This is a genomic window from Mycoavidus sp. HKI, from assembly GCF_020023735.2.
In the GTDB taxonomy this organism is placed as follows: Bacteria; Pseudomonadota; Gammaproteobacteria; order Burkholderiales; family Burkholderiaceae; genus Mycoavidus.
In genome coordinates, this window is record NZ_CP076444.2 from 1,538,012 (window position 1) to 1,560,297 (window position 22,286).

Consider the following 22,286-nt stretch of genomic DNA (forward strand, 5'->3'; position numbering starts at 1 on the left):
CTGGCTTCTTATTTACCGCCAATCGTGACAAACAGCGTTAGCAGCGCTAGCATGCCAACGATCATCGCGAATGCATAGTGATAGATATAACCGGATTGCAAAGAGCGCATCACACTTGCAAACCAGCCGACTAGGCGCGCACTGCCATTCACCGCGGCGTCAATCACTTTGCGCTCACCGGTTTGGGAAAAGCGTGCGCCAATTAAGAGCGCGCCTCGCGCAAAGACCGCTTGATTGATTTTGTCCAGATAATATTTGTTCTCAAACAGCGTATAAAGCCAGCTACAACGGGCCTTAATGGCTATCGGCAAAGCCGGGTACTGCAAATAACCCAACCATGCCACCGCCACCCCGGCGCAGGCCAGCCATACCGGTAACGTCGTCAACGCATGCAGCGCCATTGCAGTCCAGCCGTGGTATTCAGCCGCCATCGACTGCAGCGCAAGGTGACTCGAGCCGATATAAATAACTTTTTCAAATGCCACCCCATGCTCGAAAAATTGACCGTAGAGCAGCGGGCCAATCGCCAATGCGCCGCTGATGACGGAGGGGATAGCAAGCAGCATCAACGGCACGGTAACCACCCATGGCGATTCATGCGGCGTATGCGCGTGACTACTATGGCTATGATCCGGACTGTGCTTAAAGCGCTGTTTACCGTAAAACACCAGAAAAATCATCCGGAACGAATATAGGGCGGTGACAAAGACACTCGCCACAACGGCAAAATAGGCAAAGCTCGAGCCCACAATAGTTGAATATTTGACCGCTTCAATAATTGAATCTTTTGAATAAAAACCTGAGAAAAACGGCGTGCCAATTAATGCCAGCGAGCCAATCAGCGAGGTCAGCCAAGTGATTGGCATGGCTTTACGCAAGCCGCCCATATAGCGCATATCTTGCTCATGATGCATGCCAATAATCACCGAGCCTGCCGCCAGAAATAGCAAAGCTTTGAAAAACGCGTGCGTCATCAAGTGAAAAATAGCCACCGGATACGCCGACACCCCCAAAGCAACTGTCATATAACCCAGTTGTGACAGCGTCGAATACGCGACCACCCGCTTGATATCGTTTTGCACCAGACCAAGCAGCCCCATTAGCAAAGTGGTGATCGCGCCGATAATTAACACAAACGACAGCGCACTGTCGGTTAATTCAAACACCGGCGACATCCGCGCCACCATAAAGATACCCGCGGTCACCATGGTGGCGGCGTGAATCAGCGCCGAAATCGGCGTTGGGCCTTCCATTGAATCAGGCAGCCAGACATGCAGCGGAAATTGCGCGGACTTGCCCATCGCGCCGATAAAAAGACAAATGCAAGCGACGGTTAAGAGGCCCCATTGAGTACCCGGGAAAGTCAATGCGGCGAGCGCTTCGCGTTGCGCAAACACATCGCCATAGTTGAGCGAGCCCGCATACGCAAATAGCAAGCCAATCCCAAGAATAAAACCAAAATCGCCGACCCGATTGACCAGAAACGCTTTCATATTGGCATAAATTGCGGTTGGCTTGGTGTACCAAAAACCAATCAGCAAATACGACACAACACCGACTGCCTCCCAACCGAAAAAAAGCTGTAGAAAATTATTGCTCATCACGAGCATCAGCATCGCGAAGGTAAACAGCGAAATATATGAGAAAAACCGCTGGTAGCCCGGGTCATCCCGCATGTAGCCAATCGTATAAACGTGCACCATCAGCGAGACAAAGCTGACCACACACATCATCAATGCGCTTAACGAATCAATTAAGAAACCAATTTCAAATTTGAGCGTACCTAAACGCATCCATTCGTATACGGTTGCGTTATAACCGGCACCGCCGATCACCGCAGATAAGGTCAGTGCCGAGAGCACAAAGGCAATCGCCACACCGACGATGGTGACCGTGTGTGCGCCTGCGCGACCGATGGTTTTGCCAAAAAGCCCAGCGAGCAAAGCCCCCGCTAGCGGCGCTAGCGGAATTGCAAGCAGCAAATTAGAGTCAAGTGTTGCTGTCATTAGAAGTAACCTAATTAACCTTTAAGCTGATCGAGATCTTCGACATTAATCGTGTCAAACGTACGAAACAGGGTGACTAAAATCGCCAGCCCAATGGCAGCTTCAGCGGCTGCCACAGTCAGGACAAAAAAGACAAAAACCTGGCCATGCGCATCGCCAAGGTAGCGTGAAAAAGCAACAAAATTAGTATTGACGGCAAGTAACATTAATTCAATTGCCATCAAGATCACAATCAGATTGCGTCGATTTAAAAAAATGCCAACGATGCTAATCGCAAATAAAATTGCAGCAAGAACCAAATAGTGGGCAAGGGTCAGAGTCATCTTTATTCCTTTTGCGTTTAGCTCGGGCTTTTGCCATCCGCGGAGTCAGCAGACGCAGATTGGCTTGCAGCACCCTCAGAATTTTCTTCTGAAGGCATTTTTACAATCCGCAGCCGGTCTTCGCGGCGCACGCGAATTTGCTTTGTCGAGTCAGTGCGCTTACGGTCTTTGCCATGGCGTAGCGTTAACGCAACCGCTGCAATCATTGCCACCAACAACAAAAGGCCTGCGATTTCAAAGGCGAAGATATATTCGGTATAGATCAATTTGCCCAGCGCATGCGTGTTTGAAACGGCATCAGCCTGACTCGCTGGCGCGGTCGCCCCACCATACCCGCGCCATAAAATTAAGGCCATCTCAGTAATCAATACACCACCGATAATCATTGCGGTTGGCACAAAGCGTTTAAAGTCGCCCCGCAGTCGCTGCAAATCCAGGTCGAGCATCATTACGACGAAGAGAAAAAGCACCATCACCGCGCCAACATAAACCAGGACCAGTAGAATCGCCAGAAATTCGGCGTGCAATAGCAGCCAGAGCGCGGCCGCGTTAAAAAAAGCCAGCACCAAAAAAAGCGCCGACTGTACCTGATCAGGCGCTGTGATCACCCGCAGCGCCGAGACGACTAGAATCGACGCAAAAATATAAAACAGTAAAGTTGTGAATTCCATTTAGCCTCTCACTCAACGATAGGGTGCGTCAGCGGCTTTGGTTTCAGCAATTTGCGCTTCATACCGGTCCCCCACCGCCAATAACATGTCTTTGGTGAAATACAAGTCACCTCGCTTTTCACCGTGATATTCGAGGATTTGAGTTTCAACAATCGAATCGACTGGACAGCTTTCTTCGCATAACCCGCAGTAAATGCATTTGGTTAAGTCAATATCATAACGTGTGGTGCGGCGCGTATTGTCTTCACGTAATTCCGATTCAATCGTAATCGCCAGCGCCGGACATACCGCTTCGCACAGCTTACAGGCAATGCACCGCTCCTCCCCATTAGGGTAGCGGCGGAGTGCATGCAAGCCTCGAAAGCGTGGCGAGAGCGGAGTTTTTTCTTCTGGGAATTGCACCGTAATCTTGCGTGCAAATGCATAGCGCCCAGTCAGCGCCATGCCTCGGAAGAGTTCAATTAAGAAAAAACTCTTAAAGAAATTTTTAATCGCGGTCAACATAATTCGATCCGTTAAATCGGCTTGGCAAAGCAGCCTGAGCAACACAGCGTCGCCCGATAAGGCTCTGTTACAAGACCTTTATTGCCAAATATTCCATGGTGACATAATCCAAAACCCCACCACAGCAAGCCAAACAAGCGTCACTGGAATAAAAATTTTCCAGCCCAAACGCATAATTTGGTCATAGCGGTAACGCGGGAAAGTCGCACGCGCCCAGATAAAAATAGACAACAATAGAAAAACTTTGAGCGCCAACCAAATCACGCCGGGGATAAATGAAAGCACGGCTAACGGCGCATCCCAGCCACCTAGAAAGAGCGTCGCAGTCAGCGCCGCAATAACGATCATATTGATGTATTCAGCCAGGAAGAAAAGCGCAAACGCCATCCCCGAATAATCCACCATATGACCCGCCACAATTTCCGACTCGCCTTCAACCACATCAAATGGGTGGCGGTTGGTTTCAGCAATACCCGAAATAAAATACACCCCAAAGATGGGCAAGAGCGGCAGCCAATTCCATGACAGCAGGTTAATCCCTAAGCCAGCAAAGATCCCGCGCTGTTGCGAATGAACAATTTCAGACAAATTCAAACTGCCGGCGGTCATCAACACCACGACCAGAGCCAGACCCATCGAAATTTCATAAGAAACCATCTGCGCCGAGGCACGCATAGCCCCCAAAAAAGCGTACTTGGAGTTTGACGCCCAACCTGCAAGGATCACACCATAGACCCCCACCGATGAAATCGCCATCGCATATAAGAGGCCGGCATTCACATTCGCCAAGACAGCTTGCGCCTGAAATGGAATCACGGCCCATACGGCCAGCGCTGGCGCCACGGTCATAATCGGCGCCAAGATATAAAGCCAGTGCGTGGCCTTAGCCGGCGTGATGACTTCTTTGAGCAGCAACTTAAGCACATCAGCAATCGGCTGTAGCAGCCCTAATGGCCCTACCCGATTGGGTCCTAGCCGCACATGCATCCAGCCGATCAGCTTACGTTCCCATAAGATCAAATAAGCGACCGACAAGAGTAGCCCAACGCAGACCACAAGAATGCGTATCAGGAGCCATACTGTGGGCCAGGCAACGCCAAGCGCTTGCATACCAAGCGTATTGATTGTATCGAACATAATGGAGGCCTTTGCTTTACGCCCTTTCTATCCGTAACTCGCCAAACAGGCTGCCGAGTTGAGCCGAGGCGTGCGTTGCGGCTGGCACACGCGCCACCGTCTCCGGCAAACGTGCATCACGCACCGCCGGCATGGTCACTACATAGTCACCTTGACGCACCCGCACCGCGTCGCCTGCTGCCAAGCCAAGCTGGTCGAATAGTTTTGCTGGCAACGATACCCGTGACGCTGCTTGCGCAGTACGGGTCAGTTGTAAAGATTCAGCACGACGCACCAGCGGGTCGGCATGATAGATCGACACCTCAGGCAAGCGCTCGAGCACCGTGACGCCAGTTTCCAGCGCTGGCTGATCGCTCTGCTTCAGCTTCAGCGACGGTGCGCTCTGACTGCTATTCGAGAGCCGCGCGGTAATCTCAATGCCCTCAAGAGCGGTAGCACGCACGGCTTCAGCGGTCTCATACGCAAAACCAGGCAACTCTAGCAATTGGCCCAGCACCGTTAGAATCTTCCAACCTGGGCGGGCTTCGCCTAGTGCTTGCACGACGCCATTAAAACTTTGCACGGTACCCTGCGCATTGATCAAAGTTCCAGCGGTTTCAGTAAACGCCGCCACCGGTAATAACACATCGGCATACTCCAAACCGTGCTTAAAGGTGGCTAGACTCACCACCATCTCGGCCTGCGCTAGCGCCGCGCGTGCCTGGGCCGGATCTGCTGTGTCATATTCCGCTTCTACGTTAAACAGGAGATAAGCCTTGCGTGGTTGCTTAAACATCTCCGCGGCAGACAAGCCGCCGGCTCCCGGCACAGCACCAACAAGGTGCGCTCCGACGGTGTTGGCCGCTTCGGTTAAAAAGCCGAGGGTCGCGCCGGTGTACTGCGCAATCCACTGAGCTGCGGCATAGAGCAAGCTGAAATCTGGATGCTGAACAACCGCATTGCCTAACAAGATCGCGCGTTGCGCGCCTAATTGAGGAAGACCGAGCTGAATGGCTATTTTTCTAGCAGCGGTTGAAGGCGTCACGCCGTTAAATACCTCAGGTACCGCTAGATTGCTCGCCTGCGCAAGCGCCACGGCAATCCCAGCCAGCTCCTCTAACCAAGCAGACGGGGCGGCAACTAAACGCTGTGCCGTTGGGATCAATGCATCATCATCTATCGCGTGCAATAAATGAATCTGAGCGCCGGCTTTGGCCGCTTGCCGCAAGCGTGCCGCAAACAACGGATGATCACTGCACAGTAACGCCCCCACCACCAGTGCGCTATCAAGGTTTGATAAAGCAGCAATCGGCATGCCGAGCCAAGGCGCGGTAGGTAAAGTCTCGCTAAAATCACTTTGCCGCAAACGGAAGTCAATATTTTCAGTGCCTATCCCACGGGCGAGCTGCTGCCACAGATGAAGCTCTTCCACTGTACTGTGCGGACTAGCGAGTGCGCCAATTGAAGCTGCGCCATGGCTTTGCTTGATCTTGCTTAAACCCTGCGTGACATAGGCTAAGGCAGTTTGCCAATCGACTTCATACCATTGCCCATCTTGCTTGATCATCGGCTTGGTCAAGCGCTCGCTGCTATTGAGCGCTTCATATGAAAAACGATCTTTGTCGGAGAGCCAGCATTCGTTAATCGCTTCGTTCTCAAATGGCAAAACCCGCATCACACGGTGACCTTTAACTTGCACCACCAGGTTAGCGCCGACGCTATCATGCGGGCTAATGGATTTACGGCGAGATAGCTCCCAGGTCCGCGCACTGTAACGGAATGGCTTTGAGGTCAGCGCACCCACCGGGCAGAGATCAATCATATTACCCGACAATTCCGAATTGACGGTTTGGCCAACAAAAGCAGTGATTTCAGCATGCTCGCCGCGCCCCAGCATTCCCAGCTCCATCACACCAGCCACTTCTTGCCCAAAACGCACGCAACGCGTGCAATGAATGCAGCGCGCCATTTCTTCCATCGAGACCAACGGGCCGATATTTTTATGAAAGACAACACGCTTTTCTTCGCTATAACGGGAATGTGATTGACCATAGCCGACGGCCAGATCTTGCAATTGGCATTCGCCACCTTGGTCGCAAATCGGGCAATCGAGCGGATGGTTGATGAGTAAAAATTCCATCACCGCTTGCTGTGCTTTGACGGCTTTTTCTGAGCGGGTTTTGACCATCATGCCAGCCGATACCGGCGTTGCACAAGCGGGGACCGCTTTCGGCATTTTTTCAACTTCAACCAGACACATCCGGCAGTTGGCCGCGACCGACAGTTTTTTGTGATAGCAAAAGTGCGGGATATAGGTATCCACCTGCTGCGCAGCCTGAATCACCATCGTACCCTCAGGTACTGCAATTTTTTTACCGTCTATTTCCAATTCAACCATTTTGCGACCGTATCAAAAAGATTCGACTGGTTGAGCAACCAGACAGCGCTTGTGTTCAATATGATGCTCGAATTCATGCCAATAGTGCTTGAGCATGCCGCGCACAGGCATCGCAGCAGCATCGCCCAAGGCACAGATGGTACGACCCATGATGTTTTCAGCGATCGAATTGAGCAACTCAAGATCATCCGGGACGCCCTTGCCATGCTCAATCCGATGAATCACACGGTAGAGCCAGCCGGTGCCTTCGCGGCACGGCGTGCACTGGCCGCACGATTCTTCATAATAAAAATAAGCCAAACGCAATAGCGCGCGCACCATACAACGTGTTTGATCCATCACAATCACCGCGCCAGAGCCAAGCATAGAGCCCGCTTGCGCGATGGAATCATAATCCATATCCGTTTGCAGCATGACTTCAGCTGGCACCACCGGCGCCGATGAGCCACCGGGAATCACCGCCTTGAGCTGACCATTGCCGCGCATCCCGCCAGCACAGGCTAATAAGGTGGCAAATGACGTGCCCAGCGGTACTTCATAATTGCCAGGCTTGGCCACATCGCCTGAGACCGAAAAGATTTTAGTGCCACCGTTATTCGGTTTGCCCAGCTCCAAATATTTCTGCGCGCCAAGCGCAAACAAAAACGGGACCGCGGCAAACGTTTCTGTATTATTGATGGTGGTCGGTTTGCCATACAGGCCAAAACTTGCCGGAAAAGGCGGTTTAAAGCGTGGTTGACCTTTTTTGCCTTCTAGCGATTCAAGCAATGCGGTTTCTTCACCGCAGATATACGCGCCATAACCGTGGTGCGCATACAGCTCAAATGAAAAATCTGAGCCAACAATGTTGGTGCCTAAGTACCCTGCCGCGCGCGCCTGTTCAAGAGCCAACTCAAAGCGCTCATAGGCTTGCCAGATTTCACCATGAATATAGTTATAGCCAACGGTAATACCCATCGCATAAGCGGCAATCGCCATGCCTTCGATCAGCGCATGCGGATTGTAGCGCAGGATATCGCGATCCTTAAACGTGCCAGGCTCGCCTTCGTCAGAGTTGCACACCAGATATTTCTGGCCTGGAAACTGACGGGGCATAAAGCTCCATTTAAGACCGGTTGGAAAACCAGCACCACCGCGCCCGCGCAGACCCGAAGCTTTAACTTCGGCAATCACGTGTTCAGGGGGGATTTTCTCAGCCAGAATACGCTTAAGCTGTTGGTAACCGCCACGCGCGAGGTAGTCCTTGAGCTGCCAGTTCTCGCCGTTCAGTCCAGCCAAGATCAATGGTTGCAGGTGGCGTTCGTGCACACACGTCATCGCGCAAGCTCCTCGAGCAACTGATCAATTTTGTCACGACTCATAAAACTACACATTCGTTTATTGTTCACCAACAACACCGGCGCATCGCCGCAGGCGCCCATGCATTCGCCTTCGCGCAGCGTAAATTTGCCATCTGGCGTGGTTTCGCCAAAGCCAATACCCAGTTTACGTTTCACATAATCGGCCGCCGCCTCTCCACCCGATAAAGCACAAGGTAGATTGGTACAGACGGTAATTTTATGCGTACCCACCGGCGTCGTTTGATACATGGCATAAAAAGTCGCGACTTCCTGCACAGCAATGGCAGGCATAGCGAGATAATCCGCAACAAAACGGATCACTTCAGCCGAGAGCCAGACATGCTCATCCTGCGCGACCGCAAGCGCCGCCATCACAGCGGACTGTTTCTGCGCAGCCGGATATTTGGCTAGCGCACGATCAATTTCTTTCAAAGCTTCAGCAGAGAGCATTGTGAAGATCACTCTTTTAATTACATCACTGGCTTAAAAGACAGCCATAAATAAACTATAACGCCTAGGCGCAGTTCCTGATTAACGATCAATTTCACCAAATACAATGTCTTGCGTGCCGATAATCGTTACCGCATCAGCAATCATGTGACCTTTTGCCATTTCATTTAAGGCCGACAAATGAGCAAAACCGGGTGCGCGTATCTTCAAGCGGTAAGGCTTGTTAGCGCCATCTGACACTAAGTAGATACCAAATTCACCCTTTGGATGCTCAACCGCCGCATAGGTTTCTCCAGCGGGCACACAAAAACCTTCAGTGAACAGCTTGAAATGATGAATCAGCGCTTCCATATTGCTTTTCATCTCAAGCCGATTAGGCGGCGCAACCTTATGGTCATCGATCATCACCGGACCCGGATGTTGCCGCAACCAGTCTATGCATTGACGAATAATACGAGTTGACTGCCGCATTTCTTCAATGCGCACCAAATAACGATCATAACAATCACCGTTGGTACCAACTGGAATATCAAAATCAAGCTGAGCGTAAACCTCATAAGGCTGCTTTTTGCGCAGATCCCACTCAACCCCGGAACCGCGCAACATCGGCCCGGTCAGGCCAAGCTGCAAGGCGCGCTCAGGACTCACAATACCAATATCGACTAAACGCTGCTTCCAGATCCGATTATCGGTGAGTAAGGTTTCATATTCATCGACGCAGTTTGGAAAACGTTGGCTAAAATCATCAATAAAATCAAGGACTGAACCCTGACGCGCTTGATTCAGCTTGGTCAGCGCCTTGGCATGACGAATTTTAGAGGCTTTATATTGCGGCATCGCCTCAGGCAAATCGCGATAAACACCGCCTGGGCGATAATAAGCCGCGTGCATACGAGCGCCTGACACCGCCTCATAAACATCCATTAAATCTTCACGTTCGCGAAACGCATACAGAAAGACCGCCATCGCACCGACATCAAGCGCGTGTGAACCCAGCCACATTAAATGATTCAGGATCCGCGTAATCTCGTCAAACATCACCCGGATATATTGTGCGCGGACCGGCACGGTAATGCCTAACATCCGCTCAATCGCCATCACATAGGCATGCTCGTTGACCATCATCGACACATAGTCGAGACGGTCCATATACGGCACCGATTGCAGATAGGTCCTGGTTTCAACAAGCTTTTCAGTAGCCCGGTGGAGCAAACCAATATGAGGATCGGCGCGCTGAATCACTTCACCATCAAGCTCCAGCACCAACCGTAGTACCCCATGGGCCGCCGGATGCTGTGGACCAAAATTCAGCGTGTAGTTTTTGATTTCTGCCATCTTAGCGATCCCAACTTAATCTTCGCTTCATATGTCGTAGCCTGGGTTAATTAGGACGGTTTGGCTTCAAGCCACCGTAGCCTTCTTCGCGGATGACGCGTGGGATAATTTCGCGTGGCTCGATGGTTACCGGCTGATAAATCACCCGTTTTTGCTCAGGGTCATAACGCATCTCAACGTAACCAGAAACCGGGAAATCTTTGCGGAATGGATGACCGATAAAACCATAATCGGTCAAAAGACGACGCAAATCCGGATGCCCGTCAAAGACTAAACCGAACAGATCAAATGCTTCGCGCTCATACCAATCGGCTGAACTCCAAATGTCAATCACCGAAGGCAACACCGGCAACTCGTTATTCGGCGCAAATACTTTGACACGTAAGCGCCAATTATGGGTAATCGATAAGAGATGCGAGACGGCGGCAAAACGAGGACATATCGACTCATCTTGAGCCACGATGAGTTCGCGCTTAGCAACCTCGTCATACACGGAATAATCAACACCGCACAAGTCAATCAGTTGCTCAAAGCACAACGAAGCTTCATCGCGTAGCGTGCGCATCACATCGAGATACTTATTGGCATTGACCACGGCTGTAATCTGCCCAAACGCATGCGTAATGCGCACATCAGTACCAAAGGTTGCCTCGAGATTCGCCATGAGCGCTGCGAGCTTGCTTGTCATTGAGGAAGACCCCACTTCAAATACCGTATCAAAAATTTTGCTTAACTGTATTGCAGAGAAATTAGCGCGCAATCGTATTCGTACGAGTGATCTTAGCCTGCAACTGAATAATGCCGTAAATTAGGGCCTCAGCCGTCGGTGGGCAGCCTGGCACATACACATCAACCGGCACAATCCGGTCACAACCCCGTACGACAGAATATGAGTAATGATAGTAACCACCCCCATTAGCGCATGAGCCCATCGAAATCACCCAGCGCGGTTCTGCCATTTGGTCATAGACTTTGCGCAATGCGCTCGCCATTTTGTTACACAGCGTACCCGCCACAATCATCACATCGGCTTGGCGCGGACTGGGCCGAAACACAACGCCGAAGCGATCGAGATCATAACGAGATGCACCCGCATGCATCATTTCAACCGCGCAGCAAGCAAGACCAAACGTCATCGGCCATAACGAGCCCGTGCGCGTCCAATTAATCAGCTTGTCCGCAGTGGTGGTAATAAACCCTTCTTGCAGGACGCCTTCAATACTCATAACTTTGCGCTCCGCTCCAGATCAGCATTAATCTGCCCTCTGCATTTGCTATACCTCACCCTGATCACTCCCAGTCGAGTCCGCCTCTGCGCCAGATGTAGGCGAAACCCAGCACAAACTCGAGCAGAAAAATCATCATCGCGAGAAAGCCCGGCCAGCCAATATCTCTAAGCGCCACGCCCCACGGAAAAAGAAAGGCAGTTTCTAGATCAAAGATAATAAACAAGATCGCGACTAAATAATAGCGCACATCAAATTTCATGCGCGCATCTTCAAATGCCTCAAAGCCGCATTCGTAAGGTGCATTTTTCTCGCTATTCGGGCGATTGGGGCCCAGTATCTTGCCGATACCGAGCAATATCATACCCAAACCCGTGCCCACGAGGATAAAGAGCAAGACAGGAAACCAAGCTGCGAGGTTCAAGACAATCCTCTATCGTTTTAGGCTGCTAGCGGACATCATCAATGCCCAGCTATACATACCTATATCCATAAACTCAAACAATAATGCCAGCCGAAGCACACGCTAAGCAGCTGGCATTGAAAATACATGGTGCCGACGATGAGACTCGAACTCATACGGCTTGCGCCACTACCCCCTCAAGATAGCGTGTATACCAATTTCACCACGTCGGCACAGACTATGTTTACACAAATTGCTGCAAAGCCGAGATTCTAACGTGTTCGCAGCGATTGTTCAATGCAATTACAGCGATTGTTTAACGCAATTGATCAGCAAGCAGCGATAAGATGCGCTGCGCTGACGGTGAAACATCCATTTCGCCGTCATCATTGACCACGGCCACGCGAGTTGTGGTCTGAGTCATCGCCCGCACACGCAGTTTGTACTGCTTTACCACTTTCTCTTTTTTGCCACGAAAAACCTGGCTCCAAAAACTAGGCTCAGCCGCAGCAGCCGTGGGTTCAACATAACGCACGGTATACATGCCCTGAGCACGGTTGCCCTGAGCAACGCTGAAATTACCGCGTTCAAGTGTATAGCCTATATATAACCACACCCGGTCAAATGGCTCAGCAAAATCGATTTGGGTCAAACTAACGGGAGCCGGCGCACTCTGCTGCGCGGGTGAGGCTAGCGCTGCCGTCGAAAGAGCAACCCCAGTCACAGTCGGTGCTTGACTCGATTTATTCGGCCCCAATGCCAGCATCAAACGCTGCAAATATTCGGCTTCAAGAACCGGATCATGCGGAGCGCTTTGCCATTGGCTCATTTCTTTGTGACGGCCTACCAACACCTCACGCATGCCCTTCTGGCTTAATAAGATCGTGCTTCCCCCCTGCGGGCGGCTCTCCAGGCGAAGGCGATATTGATTTTTTTCGCCCGTCACATAAGCATGTGAGAATGCTTTAGCGAGCGTGTTGCGGATAATGCCTTGGTCAATATTGGTATAAGTTTCTTTCCAGTCCGTTTCCATCACACCCCGCTCAGGGGCATCAAGCGTGAGCGAAAAACCTTGCTCTTGCCAAAACTGACGGATTTGCGGCCACAGTTGCTGCGGGGTTTGCTGCTCGACGATTAGCCAACGCATACTGCCTTGACGCTCAATATGCATGCCGACAATCGGCTCAAGCGCCCGCTCGAGCGGCACCATAACAGGCTCAGGACGCAGATACGAAGACAGCGATACCGTGCCATCTGGCCCCGGGGTACGCTGCTGGGTTGTCGCATACGCCATATCAGGCGGGACCACGAGCGGTGTAGATTTCGATTTTGTTGCGCCTTGATAATCAATGGCATTGGGATTAGGCGAGCTACACCCCGCTATCGCGAGAACAAATATCGAGCGCGTCATTGCGCGCAGCATCATAGTAGATTGGATCATTAGATAAAACCGCAGAGTAAATCGGAGGAATTTTGTGATAGGGAGCACATTTGTTTTGGATTTTAGCATGGCGCTTATCATTACTGATCGCATAAACTCATCACCGCCGCCTCAAGGCGATGTGCTTTTGAGTTAACGCTAACACTTACCATACACTTTTTTGTCTTATCTAGTGTACGCTAATAGTTTATGAGTCAAGAAGCTGCTATTGTGGTGCGCTCTCTGATTGTGATGCCTCTGGATTAAGGATAGTTAGTTGAGTGGCATCGGCATAGTGAAAAAAACCAGCAAAAGGAACGTTAAATGACTGAGGGCCAACAGATAACGCCTGTTAAGCGTTTCTTTTTACAAACGCTTAACAGGATGCGCGTCATGCCGCGGCGCACCTGGCTGCTACTGCTTACGCTTTTCACCCTAGCGCTTGCCATACTGATCTGGCGCGGCTGGCTCCACCCAACCCACGCCAACTCAGCAACTAAGCTGCAGAGTAGTTCGCGCCTAGACAGCGCTCAGGTGCAAACTGTACGTGTCGCGCAGGTCACGCTCGGCGAGATGCCGATTGAACTTAATGCACTCGGCACCGTCACCCCACTCGCCAGCGTAACAGCAAAAACGCAAGTCTCAGGCACGCTGATGAAAGTGATGTTCAGAGAAGGGCAATTTGTGCAAAAAGGCGATTTACTCGCCCAAATTGACCCACGACCCCATCAGATTAATTTGCAAAATGCACAAGGCATACTGGCTAAAGATCTCGCTTTACTCAAACAGGCTCAAGCGGATCTTAAACGCTACCGAATTTTGTTGAAACAAGATTCAATTTCGGCGAAACAAGTGGCAGATCAAGCCTCACTGGTCGAGCAGTATCAAGGCATCGTGCAAGCCGATCGCGCTCAGGTCGATCAATATAAACTTAATTTGGCGCATTGCCGCATCACCACCCCAATTAGTGGCCGCGTCGGTCTACGGCAAGTTGACGCCGGTAATTATGTACAACCTAGCGATGCCAACGGCATTGTGGTGATTACACGGATGCGGCCAACTAGTGTTATTTTTAGTTTGCCTGAGGATGCCCTGCCCGCAGTGCTCAAACGTTTGCACTCGACACAAAAATTACCGGTTTCTGCTTACGATCGCAACCGCAGCATAGTGCTTGAAACGGGGCATCTGAAAACCATTGATAATCAGATCGATACGGCAACCGGCACCATAAAATTGCGAGCCCACTTCGCTAATCAGCAAGATATGCTGTATCCGAACCAGTTCGTGAACATTAATCTATTGGTCAATACCCTACGTGGCATCGCTATCGTACCCAGTCCAGCGATTCAAAACGGCTCGATCGGCCCTTATGTCTATATTGTCAATGCAGATCGCACCGTCTCCGTGCGTACCCTTAAAACTGGCCCGGTTAGTGGTGAATACACCAGCATCAAGGCGGGACTAACGCCCGGAGAGCAGGTCGTGATTGACGGCGCAGATCGCCTACGTGAAGGCACAAAAATCGCCATTGCACCCGCTCAACCGGCATGAATCCCTCGCGCGCCTTTATTGTACGTCCGGTTGGCACCAGCTTATTAATGCTGGCCATTCTGCTGGCTGGGTTGGTCGCGCTACGCTTCTTGCCCATTTCAGCCCTGCCGGCACTTGATTATCCGACGATTCAAGTACAAACCTTCTATCCGGGCGCAAGCCCGGAGGTGATGACTTCAGCCGTCACCGCACCGCTTGAGCGCCAATTGGGTCAGATGCCAGGCTTAAAACAGATGTCATCGGCTAGCTCAGCGGGTGCCTCCGTGATTACGTTGCAATTCAATCTTGATTTGTCACTGGATACCGCTGAGCAAGAGGTACAGGCGGCCATCAATGCCGCGAACAATTTATTGCCCACTGATCTTCCCGCCCCCCCCATTTATGCCAAAATCAACCCGGCCGACGCGCCTATCCTAACGCTGGCGCTAACCTCAGCCACGCTCCCCTTAACCCATGTGCAAAACCTCGCCAACACGCAGTTGGCGCAAAAAATATCGCAGGTCTCAGGGGTTGGGCTGGTGAGCTTGAGCGGCGGACAACGGCCGGCCGTGCGGATTCGCGCCAATCCACGCGCCTTGGCCGCCTATGGCTTAACGCTGGATAGTTTACGCATAACCCTAGGCACACTGAATGTGAATACGCCTAAAGGTAGCTTTGATGGACCATCGCGCGCTTACACGATCAACGCGAATGATCAACTGCAAAGCGCTGACGAATACGCCAACGCAATCATCGCCTATAAAAATGGCCGGCCGATTAAATTAGCCGACGTTGCCACCGTGATTGAAGGTGCTGAAAACGATAAGCTTGGCGCCTGGATGAACACAACCCCGGCAGTCATTTTGAATGTGCAACGCCAACCGGGCGCCAATGTGATTCAAACCACGGATAGCATCAAGGCCTTGCTACCGCAATTAAAACAAGCGCTGCCGGCCGCCTTGCAAGTCACCGTCCTGACCGACCGCACCACCACCATTCGCGCCTCCGTGCACGATGTACAGTTTGAACTCCTGCTGTCGATTGCGCTCGTGGTACTCGTCATGTTTGTGTTTTTATCAAACTTCTATGCCACTTTGATTCCGAGTTTATCCGTCCCTTTATCGCTGATTGGTACGCTTGCGGTGATGTATTTATGGGGCTTCTCGCTCAATAACTTGTCTTTGATGGCGTTAACCATTGCCACTGGCTTTGTGGTGGATGACGCGATTGTTATGATCGAAAATATCGCGCGTTTCATTGAAGAGGGCGAGAGTCCATTGCAGGCCGCGCTAAAAGGTTCAAAACAGATTGCGTTTACAATTATTTCTCTCACCATCTCACTGCTCGCCGTGCTGATTCCACTGCTTTTTATGGGGGATGTGGTTGGCCGGCTGTTTCATGAATTTGCGCTTACTTTGGCCATTGCTATTTTGATTTCGGCACTGGTATCGCTCACCTTAGTGCCGATGATGTGCGCCTATCTGCTGCGCTCGGGGTCTACCCAAACCAACCGATACCTACACACATTCGAAGTTAAAACACGGGCTTTTTTCGAGGCCACGATCATGCACTATGGACGTGCATTGATTTGGGTGCTCGCTCATCAGTCGCTGACGTTATTGCTCGCGCTAGGGACTTTGCTACTGACAGTACTCTTATATTTATTCATTCCAAAGGGATTTTTTCCAGTCCAAGACACGGGCATCATTCAAGGCATTGCGCAAGCATCGCAAACTACTTCGTATGCGGCGATGGCACAACGTCAGCAGGCCCTAGCCGCCGAGATTATGCAAGACCCAGATGTGATGAGCCTGTCGTCGTTCATCGGGGTCGATGGGTCAAATATCGCCTTAAATAACGGACGCTTCTTAATCAATCTGCGCCCGCATGGTCAACGCACAGCTCAAGCCAGTGAAATCATCCGACGACTGCAACAACGCGTGGCATCGATTGCTGGCGTGTCACTGTATATGCAGCCCGTGCAAGATTTAGCCATTGATGCAACGGTCAGCCCAACCCAATATCAGTTCATTCTACAAAACGCCCAAGCAGATGAATTCGATGTCTGGTTACCTAAACTCATCACGCGCTTGCAACAGTCTAAAGTCCTTGCCGATGTAGCCACTGACTTGCAAAACAATGGTTTATCCATTTATGTGAAAATTGACCGCGATAACGCGGCCCGCTTTGGCATCACGCCAGCCACGGTCGACAACGCACTCTATACGGCCTTCGGCCAGCGCATTATTTCAACTATTTTCACCCAATCAAACCAATACCGCGTCATCCTGGAGGCCGATTCGGTAGCACAACAAGGCATGAGCGCGCTGGCTACGCTCGGTTCAATCTATTTGCCATCGACAACTTCTGCCAGCGGCCAAGTGCCACTCACAGCGATTGCTAGCCTCAGCGAGCAGCGCGCACCCCTGATCGTCAACCACCTCGGCCAATTTCCAGCCGCCACGGTTTCGTTTAATTTAGCGCCCAATGCATCACTGAGCGCTGCCGTCCAAGAAATTGAAAAAGCCTGCGCTGAAATTCAGCTACCCAACTCATTTAACCTACGCTTTCAAGGTGCCGCGCTCGCCTTCAAAGCCTCGCTCACTAACCAATTGTTTTTAATTCTAGCGGCGATTATCACGATGTATATCGTGCTTGGGGTCTTATACGAAAGTTTTATTCATCCCGTCACCATCTTGTCAACCCTGCCTTCAGCCGGCGCCGGCGCGCTCCTTGCACTGGTGATCAGTGGCCACGACCTGGATGTGATTGCAGTCATCGGCATCGTGCTACTGATTGGTATCGTTAAAAAGAACGCCATCATGATGATCGATTTCGCCCTCGAAGCGCAACGCACTCAAAAGCAGTCGCCGCACGCGGCTATTTACCAAGCTTGCCTATTGCGCTTTCGGCCGATTCTAATGACCACACTCGCCGCGCTCTTTGGTGCGATCCCATTGATGCTTAGCTCAGGAGTTGGCGCCGAACTACGCCGGCCGCTTGGCATTGCAATTGTCGGCGGGCTGATCGTCAGCCAGGTCCTAACGCTCTTTACCACACCGGTTATTTATCTTGCTTTCGACCGCTTAGCACAGCGCTTTAAACGCCAAGCCCCAAGCACACTATGAATTTATCGCGTCTATTTATTGCACGCCCAATTGCAACGACGCTGTTGTCGGCCGGCATCATGCTCGCTGGCATTTTTGCTTTTTTCAAACTGCCGGTGTCACCCCTGCCGCAAGTTGATTTCCCAACGATTTCGGTAGAAGCAAGTTTGCCAGGGGCCAGCCCCGAAGTCGTCGCCACCAGTGTCACCAGCCCACTCGAGCGCCGCTTGGGGCAAATCGATGGCGTCACCGAAATGAGCTCGGCGAGCTCAAGCGGCTCAGCTCAAATTATTTTGCAGTTTGAACTAAATCGAAATATCGATAGCGCCGCGCGCGATGTACAAGCGGCCATTAATGCCGCGCGCGCCGATCTGCCCAGTCATCTGAAACAAAACCCCAGCTATAACAAAGTCAATCCGGCTGACACCCCGGTCTTAATCCTCGCGCTCACCTCACCCACTCTAACGCGCGGCCAGCTCTACGATTCAGCGGCGACGGTACTGCAACAAGCGCTGTCTCAAGTACCCGGCATTGGTGAAGTCGCGGTCAGCGGCTCCGCCAATCCAGCCGTGCGGATTGAACTTAACCCACAGGCGTTGTCTCAATACGGAATGAGTCTTGAGACGGTACGCAGCGCGCTCGCAGCGGCCAATCAAAATATGCCCAAAGGCGCTCTAGAGCATGGTGCTCAGCGCTATCAACTCTACACCAACGACCAAGCAACCCAGGCCAGCCAGTACCGTGATCTGATTATCGCTTACCGTAACGGCGCAGCCGTACGCTTAACCGATGTCGGCAAGGTCAGCGATTCCGTTGAAAATGTACGCACGCTTGGCTTGTTGAATAACCAACCTGCCGTACTGGTGATCCTTTACCGGCAGCCGGGCGCTAACGTCATCGACACCGTTGACCGCGTCAAGACGCTCTTGCCGCAACTAGAAGCCGCCCTACCTGCAGCGGTGAATATTACGACCATCGCCGATCGGACTAAAACCATCCGTGCTTCCTTAAAAGATGCTGGCTATACGCTGGCAATTGCGGTTGGCCTAGTGATTTTTGTGGTCTTCGCCTTTTTACGCAATGCTCGGGCAACCCTGATTCCGTGCATTGCGGTACCGATTTCAATCATCGGCACTTTTAGTGCCATGTACCTGCTTGGCTATAGCATCGATAACCTGTCATTGATGGCGCTCACGGTTGCCACTGGCTTTGTGGTCGATGACGCGATCGTTGTATTGGAGAATATTTCACGCCATATTGAAGCCGGCAAATCGCCGTTGCGCGCAGCCCTGGCCGGCGCGCGCGAAGTCAGCTTTACGGTACTGTCTATTTCAATTTCACTGGTCGCGGTTTTTCTACCTATTTTATTGATGGGCGGCATCGTCGGTCGCATCTTCCGCGAATTCGCACTCACGCTCTCATTGGCGATTGGTATGTCGCTGCTGGTGTCGCTGACGCTCACTCCGATGATGTGCGCGCGCCTTTTACGCGCCCGAAAAACCTCAGCCGAACCCGTACCAACAGGCCTAGCGCGTACTAGCAAACGCTTTTTCGAGGCGTTGCAGCGAGGTTATCAGGTTTCTCTCAATTGGTCGCTACAGCGACCTAAACTGATTGGGCTCATCTTACTTGCCACCATCACATGCAATATCTATCTGTATATTGCCATTCCTAAAGGTTTCTTTCCGCAACAAGATACTGGAATTTTAGTCGGCAGCATCCGCGCCGACCAGAATACCTCATTCCAGCTGATGCAAACAAAGCTGGCGCAATCGATGGCAATCATCAACGCCGATCCTGCCATCGACACTATCGCGGGTTTTATCGGTGGACGACGCGCCAATGCCGGTTTCATGATCATCTCATTAAAACCACGCCCTGAGCGCCAACTGAGCGCTGCGCAAGTGATCGAACGGCTGCGCCCAAAACTCAACGCAGTGGCGGGTAGCCGGGCTTTCTTATATGCCTCACAAGATATTCGGGTGGGTGGGCGGCAAAGCAATGCGCAATATCAATTTACTTTGCTCGGCGAATCATCGGCTGAACTCTATCGCTGGGGGCAAAAACTCACAGAAGCACTGCAGCACAAGAACGAACTGACCGATGTGAATAGCGACGCGCAACAAAAAGGGCTAGAAAATATGATCGTGATTGATCGCGCTAGCGCCGCGCGTTTTGGCATAACACCCGCACAAATCAGCAGCACACTGTACGATGCGTTCGGCCAACGGCAAGTTTCGACCATTTATAACTCGTTAAACCAGTATCACGTGATCATGGGACTAGCCCCGCAATACACGCAAAATCCCGCGTCACTCAATGATATTTATTTGCGTACGGCTAGCGCGCAAACGATGGTGCCATTATCCGCGTTTGCCCAGTATCAACCAGGTTATACGCCACTTGCTGTATTCCATCAGGGACTTTTTGCCGCGACCACCCTCTCATTCAATTTACCGCCCGATAAATCGCTATCCGATGCCACCGCAATCATTCACGGGACGATGAACGAAATCGGGGTGCCCGCCACCATCCACGGCAGCTTTGAAGGCACCGCCAAGGTTTTCCAAAAGTCATTAGCGAACCAGCCACTGTTGATTCTCGCAGCATTTGTTGCGGTTTATATTGTGCTTGGCATTTTGTATGAAAGCACCATTCACCCTCTGACGATCCTGTCAACGCTCCCCTCGGCAGGTGTCGGCGCACTGCTTGCACTGCTCTTATGCAACACTGAATTTAGCTTGATTGCACTGATTGGCGTCACGCTGTTGATCGGGATTGTGAAAAAGAATGCCATCATCATGATCGATTTCGCCATCGCTGCAACACGTCGTGGCAGCACTGCGCGCGATGCCATTTTTAACGCGTGCCTATTGCGCTTTCGACCCATTATGATGACCACCTGCGCAGCCATGCTAGGCGCACTGCCACTGGCATTCGGCCAGGGTGAAGGCGCTGAACTGCGGCGCCCGCTTGGCATTACGATTATTGGTGGCCTACTGGTTAGTCAAATCCTAACGCTGTATACGACACCGGTGGTCTATTTGTATCTGGAGCGGTTACGCGAGCGATTGGCACAGCGACGCGCGTCAGCACCCAACGCTGGCCACTATAGTGATAACAGGCATATTTGAAGCTAGCATCATCCCTTACCTTCCCTTTTTACAATAGATCAAAAATGCTGTCGCGCACAATGCAAAATAAACAATGTAAGTCGCGGCGTAAGCTTGCACGGCCCCAAGCGCACCACCAGATGGAATCAAACAGTGCGAAAAAAACGTGAGCAAGCCAAATTGGCTGATTTCCGTCAACACACAAAAACACAGCGAGGCTCGCGCAATCACTAGGTAAGCAAACATATAAGCACTGACCTTGAATACATCGCCGCTCAACTGCCACGCAAAAAGATCACGCATTGGCTTAAAATCAGCTGAAAACAATAATTCAATCACGATATCGCGCAGCAGCCATATACTCAAGCTCATCACTAATGCCAGTGGTAACAAGAAGCATTGGGCACGACCGATTTCACGCGCGAGGCCTATCTTATTTTTTTGCCTAGCCAGCATGGGCAGCAAATATACGGTAAAAGGCGCCGTGATAAATTGCAAATAAGCCATGGAGATCTGACTCACTCCCTGCCACAGGCCAACCTCGTCCCAACCATGACGAGCTGCCAAGAGCTCTCTCATCATGGCGTAGGCCAGCGGCAGCATAATGGCAGTGATTGTCGCCATTGCAGTAAATTTGCATAAGCCGCAAGCCAGCGTGCTGTCCCATATTGGCTTCAGCGATACGATACCGCGCTTAAACAGCATGACTCCTGCCGGCAAAACCAATAACGCTGGTGCTAAAGCTAATCCAATCAATGCACTAGAGTAGTCACCGAGACGAAATGCGAGCCAACATACCCCTAGGCCTAGCAGACTGCCAGCGATCACCGACAGCGCATTGCCCCTCGCATCACACTGACCTTTCAGGATGGCCAGAAACAAATTGGCGTAAGCAATACCGAACTGGATGAAGGCTATCGCCCACACGACACTCTGCAAATCTTCACGACCAAACAGCAGTTGACTCAGAGGAGCTGCCGCCAAGATAAACAACAGCGCCAGTACACACGAGAAGCCAAACACTATAATAGAAGACGTGCCGAGCAGACGGCGTAAGCGGACCGGATCATGCTGAAATTCGGCGACGTATTTGGTCACTCCGTTGTAAATACCGGCGCCTGAAAGTACGCCCAACAGAGTAACCAGCGCTATAAAATTTCCAGCGCGACCCATGCCATCTGGACCAAAAGCGTGCGCCATCCACTTAACGACCAGCAGCCCCAATCCCATTTTAATCAGGGTGGCAGCCGCAGACCAGGCTAACGCCCGCCCCATGGATAGTTCAGACAAAATAGCTCACAAACGCACTTTTCACAGCCCGATGGTTAATAGTGAAGAACGGCC

General features: G+C 51.5%; 17 protein-coding genes and 1 tRNA gene. 3 read left to right on the top strand and 15 right to left on the bottom strand.

Annotated elements, in window-relative coordinates; genetic code table 11:
- Positions 1-8: 8 nt before the first annotated feature.
- The 14 genes from nuoL to bamC form a co-directional block, all read right to left on the bottom strand.
- Positions 9-2,006, bottom strand: coding sequence for an NADH-quinone oxidoreductase subunit L (gene nuoL / locus KMZ15_RS06070; protein ID WP_223691654.1), 1,998 nt, complete (start codon positions 2,004-2,006; stop codon positions 9-11).
- Positions 2,007-2,020: 14 nt separating this feature from the next.
- A complete protein-coding gene (nuoK, locus tag KMZ15_RS06075) occupies positions 2,021-2,329 on the bottom strand; it encodes an NADH-quinone oxidoreductase subunit NuoK (protein WP_223691657.1) in 309 nt (102 codons plus the stop codon).
- Positions 2,330-2,346: 17 nt separating this feature from the next.
- Entirely contained in the window at positions 2,347-3,000 is a 654-nt protein-coding gene (locus KMZ15_RS06080) for an NADH-quinone oxidoreductase subunit J (RefSeq protein ID WP_223691658.1), read from the bottom strand.
- A 12-nt stretch (positions 3,001-3,012) separates the two neighbouring features.
- Positions 3,013-3,501 (bottom strand): NADH-quinone oxidoreductase subunit NuoI, encoded by a 489-nt coding sequence (gene nuoI / locus KMZ15_RS06085; RefSeq protein ID WP_223694749.1) that lies wholly within the window; start codon positions 3,499-3,501, stop codon positions 3,013-3,015.
- Positions 3,502-3,582: 81 nt separating this feature from the next.
- Positions 3,583-4,641 (bottom strand): NADH-quinone oxidoreductase subunit NuoH, encoded by a 1,059-nt coding sequence (gene nuoH, locus KMZ15_RS06090; protein WP_223691659.1) that lies wholly within the window; start codon positions 4,639-4,641, stop codon positions 3,583-3,585.
- A gap of 16 nt (positions 4,642-4,657) precedes the next feature.
- Entirely contained in the window at positions 4,658-7,018 is a 2,361-nt protein-coding gene (gene nuoG, locus KMZ15_RS06095; RefSeq protein ID WP_223691660.1) for an NADH-quinone oxidoreductase subunit NuoG, read from the bottom strand.
- A 12-nt stretch (positions 7,019-7,030) separates the two neighbouring features.
- Positions 7,031-8,335: an NADH-quinone oxidoreductase subunit NuoF gene (gene nuoF / locus KMZ15_RS06100; protein WP_223691661.1), complete on the bottom strand. Its 1,305-nt coding sequence runs from the start codon at positions 8,333-8,335 to the stop codon at positions 7,031-7,033.
- On the bottom strand, positions 8,332-8,808 hold the full coding sequence (nuoE, locus tag KMZ15_RS06105; protein ID WP_223691662.1) for an NADH-quinone oxidoreductase subunit NuoE: 477 nt from the start codon (positions 8,806-8,808) through the stop codon (positions 8,332-8,334). Before nuoE ends, nuoF begins: the two co-directional genes overlap by 4 nt.
- 81 nt (positions 8,809-8,889) lie before the next feature.
- Positions 8,890-10,143: an NADH-quinone oxidoreductase subunit D gene (locus KMZ15_RS06110; RefSeq protein ID WP_223691663.1), complete on the bottom strand. Its 1,254-nt coding sequence runs from the start codon at positions 10,141-10,143 to the stop codon at positions 8,890-8,892.
- Between the two features lie 46 nt (positions 10,144-10,189).
- A complete protein-coding gene (locus tag KMZ15_RS06115) occupies positions 10,190-10,831 on the bottom strand; it encodes an NADH-quinone oxidoreductase subunit C (protein WP_223691665.1) in 642 nt (213 codons plus the stop codon).
- Positions 10,832-10,892: 61 nt separating this feature from the next.
- Entirely contained in the window at positions 10,893-11,369 is a 477-nt protein-coding gene (locus KMZ15_RS06120; protein ID WP_223691667.1) for an NADH-quinone oxidoreductase subunit B family protein, read from the bottom strand.
- A 64-nt stretch (positions 11,370-11,433) separates the two neighbouring features.
- Entirely contained in the window at positions 11,434-11,793 is a 360-nt protein-coding gene (locus KMZ15_RS06125; RefSeq protein ID WP_223691668.1) for an NADH-quinone oxidoreductase subunit A, read from the bottom strand.
- A 127-nt stretch (positions 11,794-11,920) separates the two neighbouring features.
- Positions 11,921-12,005 (bottom strand) — tRNA-Leu (locus KMZ15_RS06130).
- 83 nt (positions 12,006-12,088) lie between these two features.
- The gene (bamC, locus tag KMZ15_RS06135; RefSeq protein WP_223691669.1) at positions 12,089-13,213 is read right to left on the bottom strand and encodes an outer membrane protein assembly factor BamC; all 1,125 of its coding nucleotides are present in this window, start codon (positions 13,211-13,213) and stop codon (positions 12,089-12,091) included.
- A gap of 303 nt (positions 13,214-13,516) precedes the next feature.
- Here bamC and KMZ15_RS06140 point away from each other — a divergent pair, with 303 nt between their 5' ends.
- From KMZ15_RS06140 to KMZ15_RS06150, 3 genes are read left to right on the top strand one after another with little or no spacing between them, the layout of a single operon-like run.
- Positions 13,517-14,743: an efflux RND transporter periplasmic adaptor subunit gene (locus tag KMZ15_RS06140; RefSeq protein WP_223691670.1), complete on the top strand. Its 1,227-nt coding sequence runs from the start codon at positions 13,517-13,519 to the stop codon at positions 14,741-14,743.
- Complete coding sequence (locus tag KMZ15_RS06145; protein ID WP_223691671.1) at positions 14,740-17,850, top strand: MdtB/MuxB family multidrug efflux RND transporter permease subunit; 3,111 nt, start codon at positions 14,740-14,742, stop codon at positions 17,848-17,850. The genes KMZ15_RS06140 and KMZ15_RS06145 overlap by 4 nt, the downstream gene beginning before the upstream one ends.
- Positions 17,847-20,963 carry a multidrug efflux RND transporter permease subunit gene (locus KMZ15_RS06150; RefSeq protein WP_223691672.1) on the top strand — a complete coding sequence of 1,039 codons (3,117 nt, stop codon included), beginning with the start codon at positions 17,847-17,849 and terminating at the stop codon, positions 20,961-20,963. Before KMZ15_RS06145 ends, KMZ15_RS06150 begins: the two co-directional genes overlap by 4 nt.
- A gap of 15 nt (positions 20,964-20,978) precedes the next feature.
- Here the strand turns inward: KMZ15_RS06150 and wzxE are convergent, their stop codons facing one another.
- Entirely contained in the window at positions 20,979-22,232 is a 1,254-nt protein-coding gene (wzxE, locus tag KMZ15_RS06155) for a lipid III flippase WzxE (RefSeq protein ID WP_368859501.1), read from the bottom strand.
- Positions 22,233-22,286 lie beyond the last annotated feature (54 nt).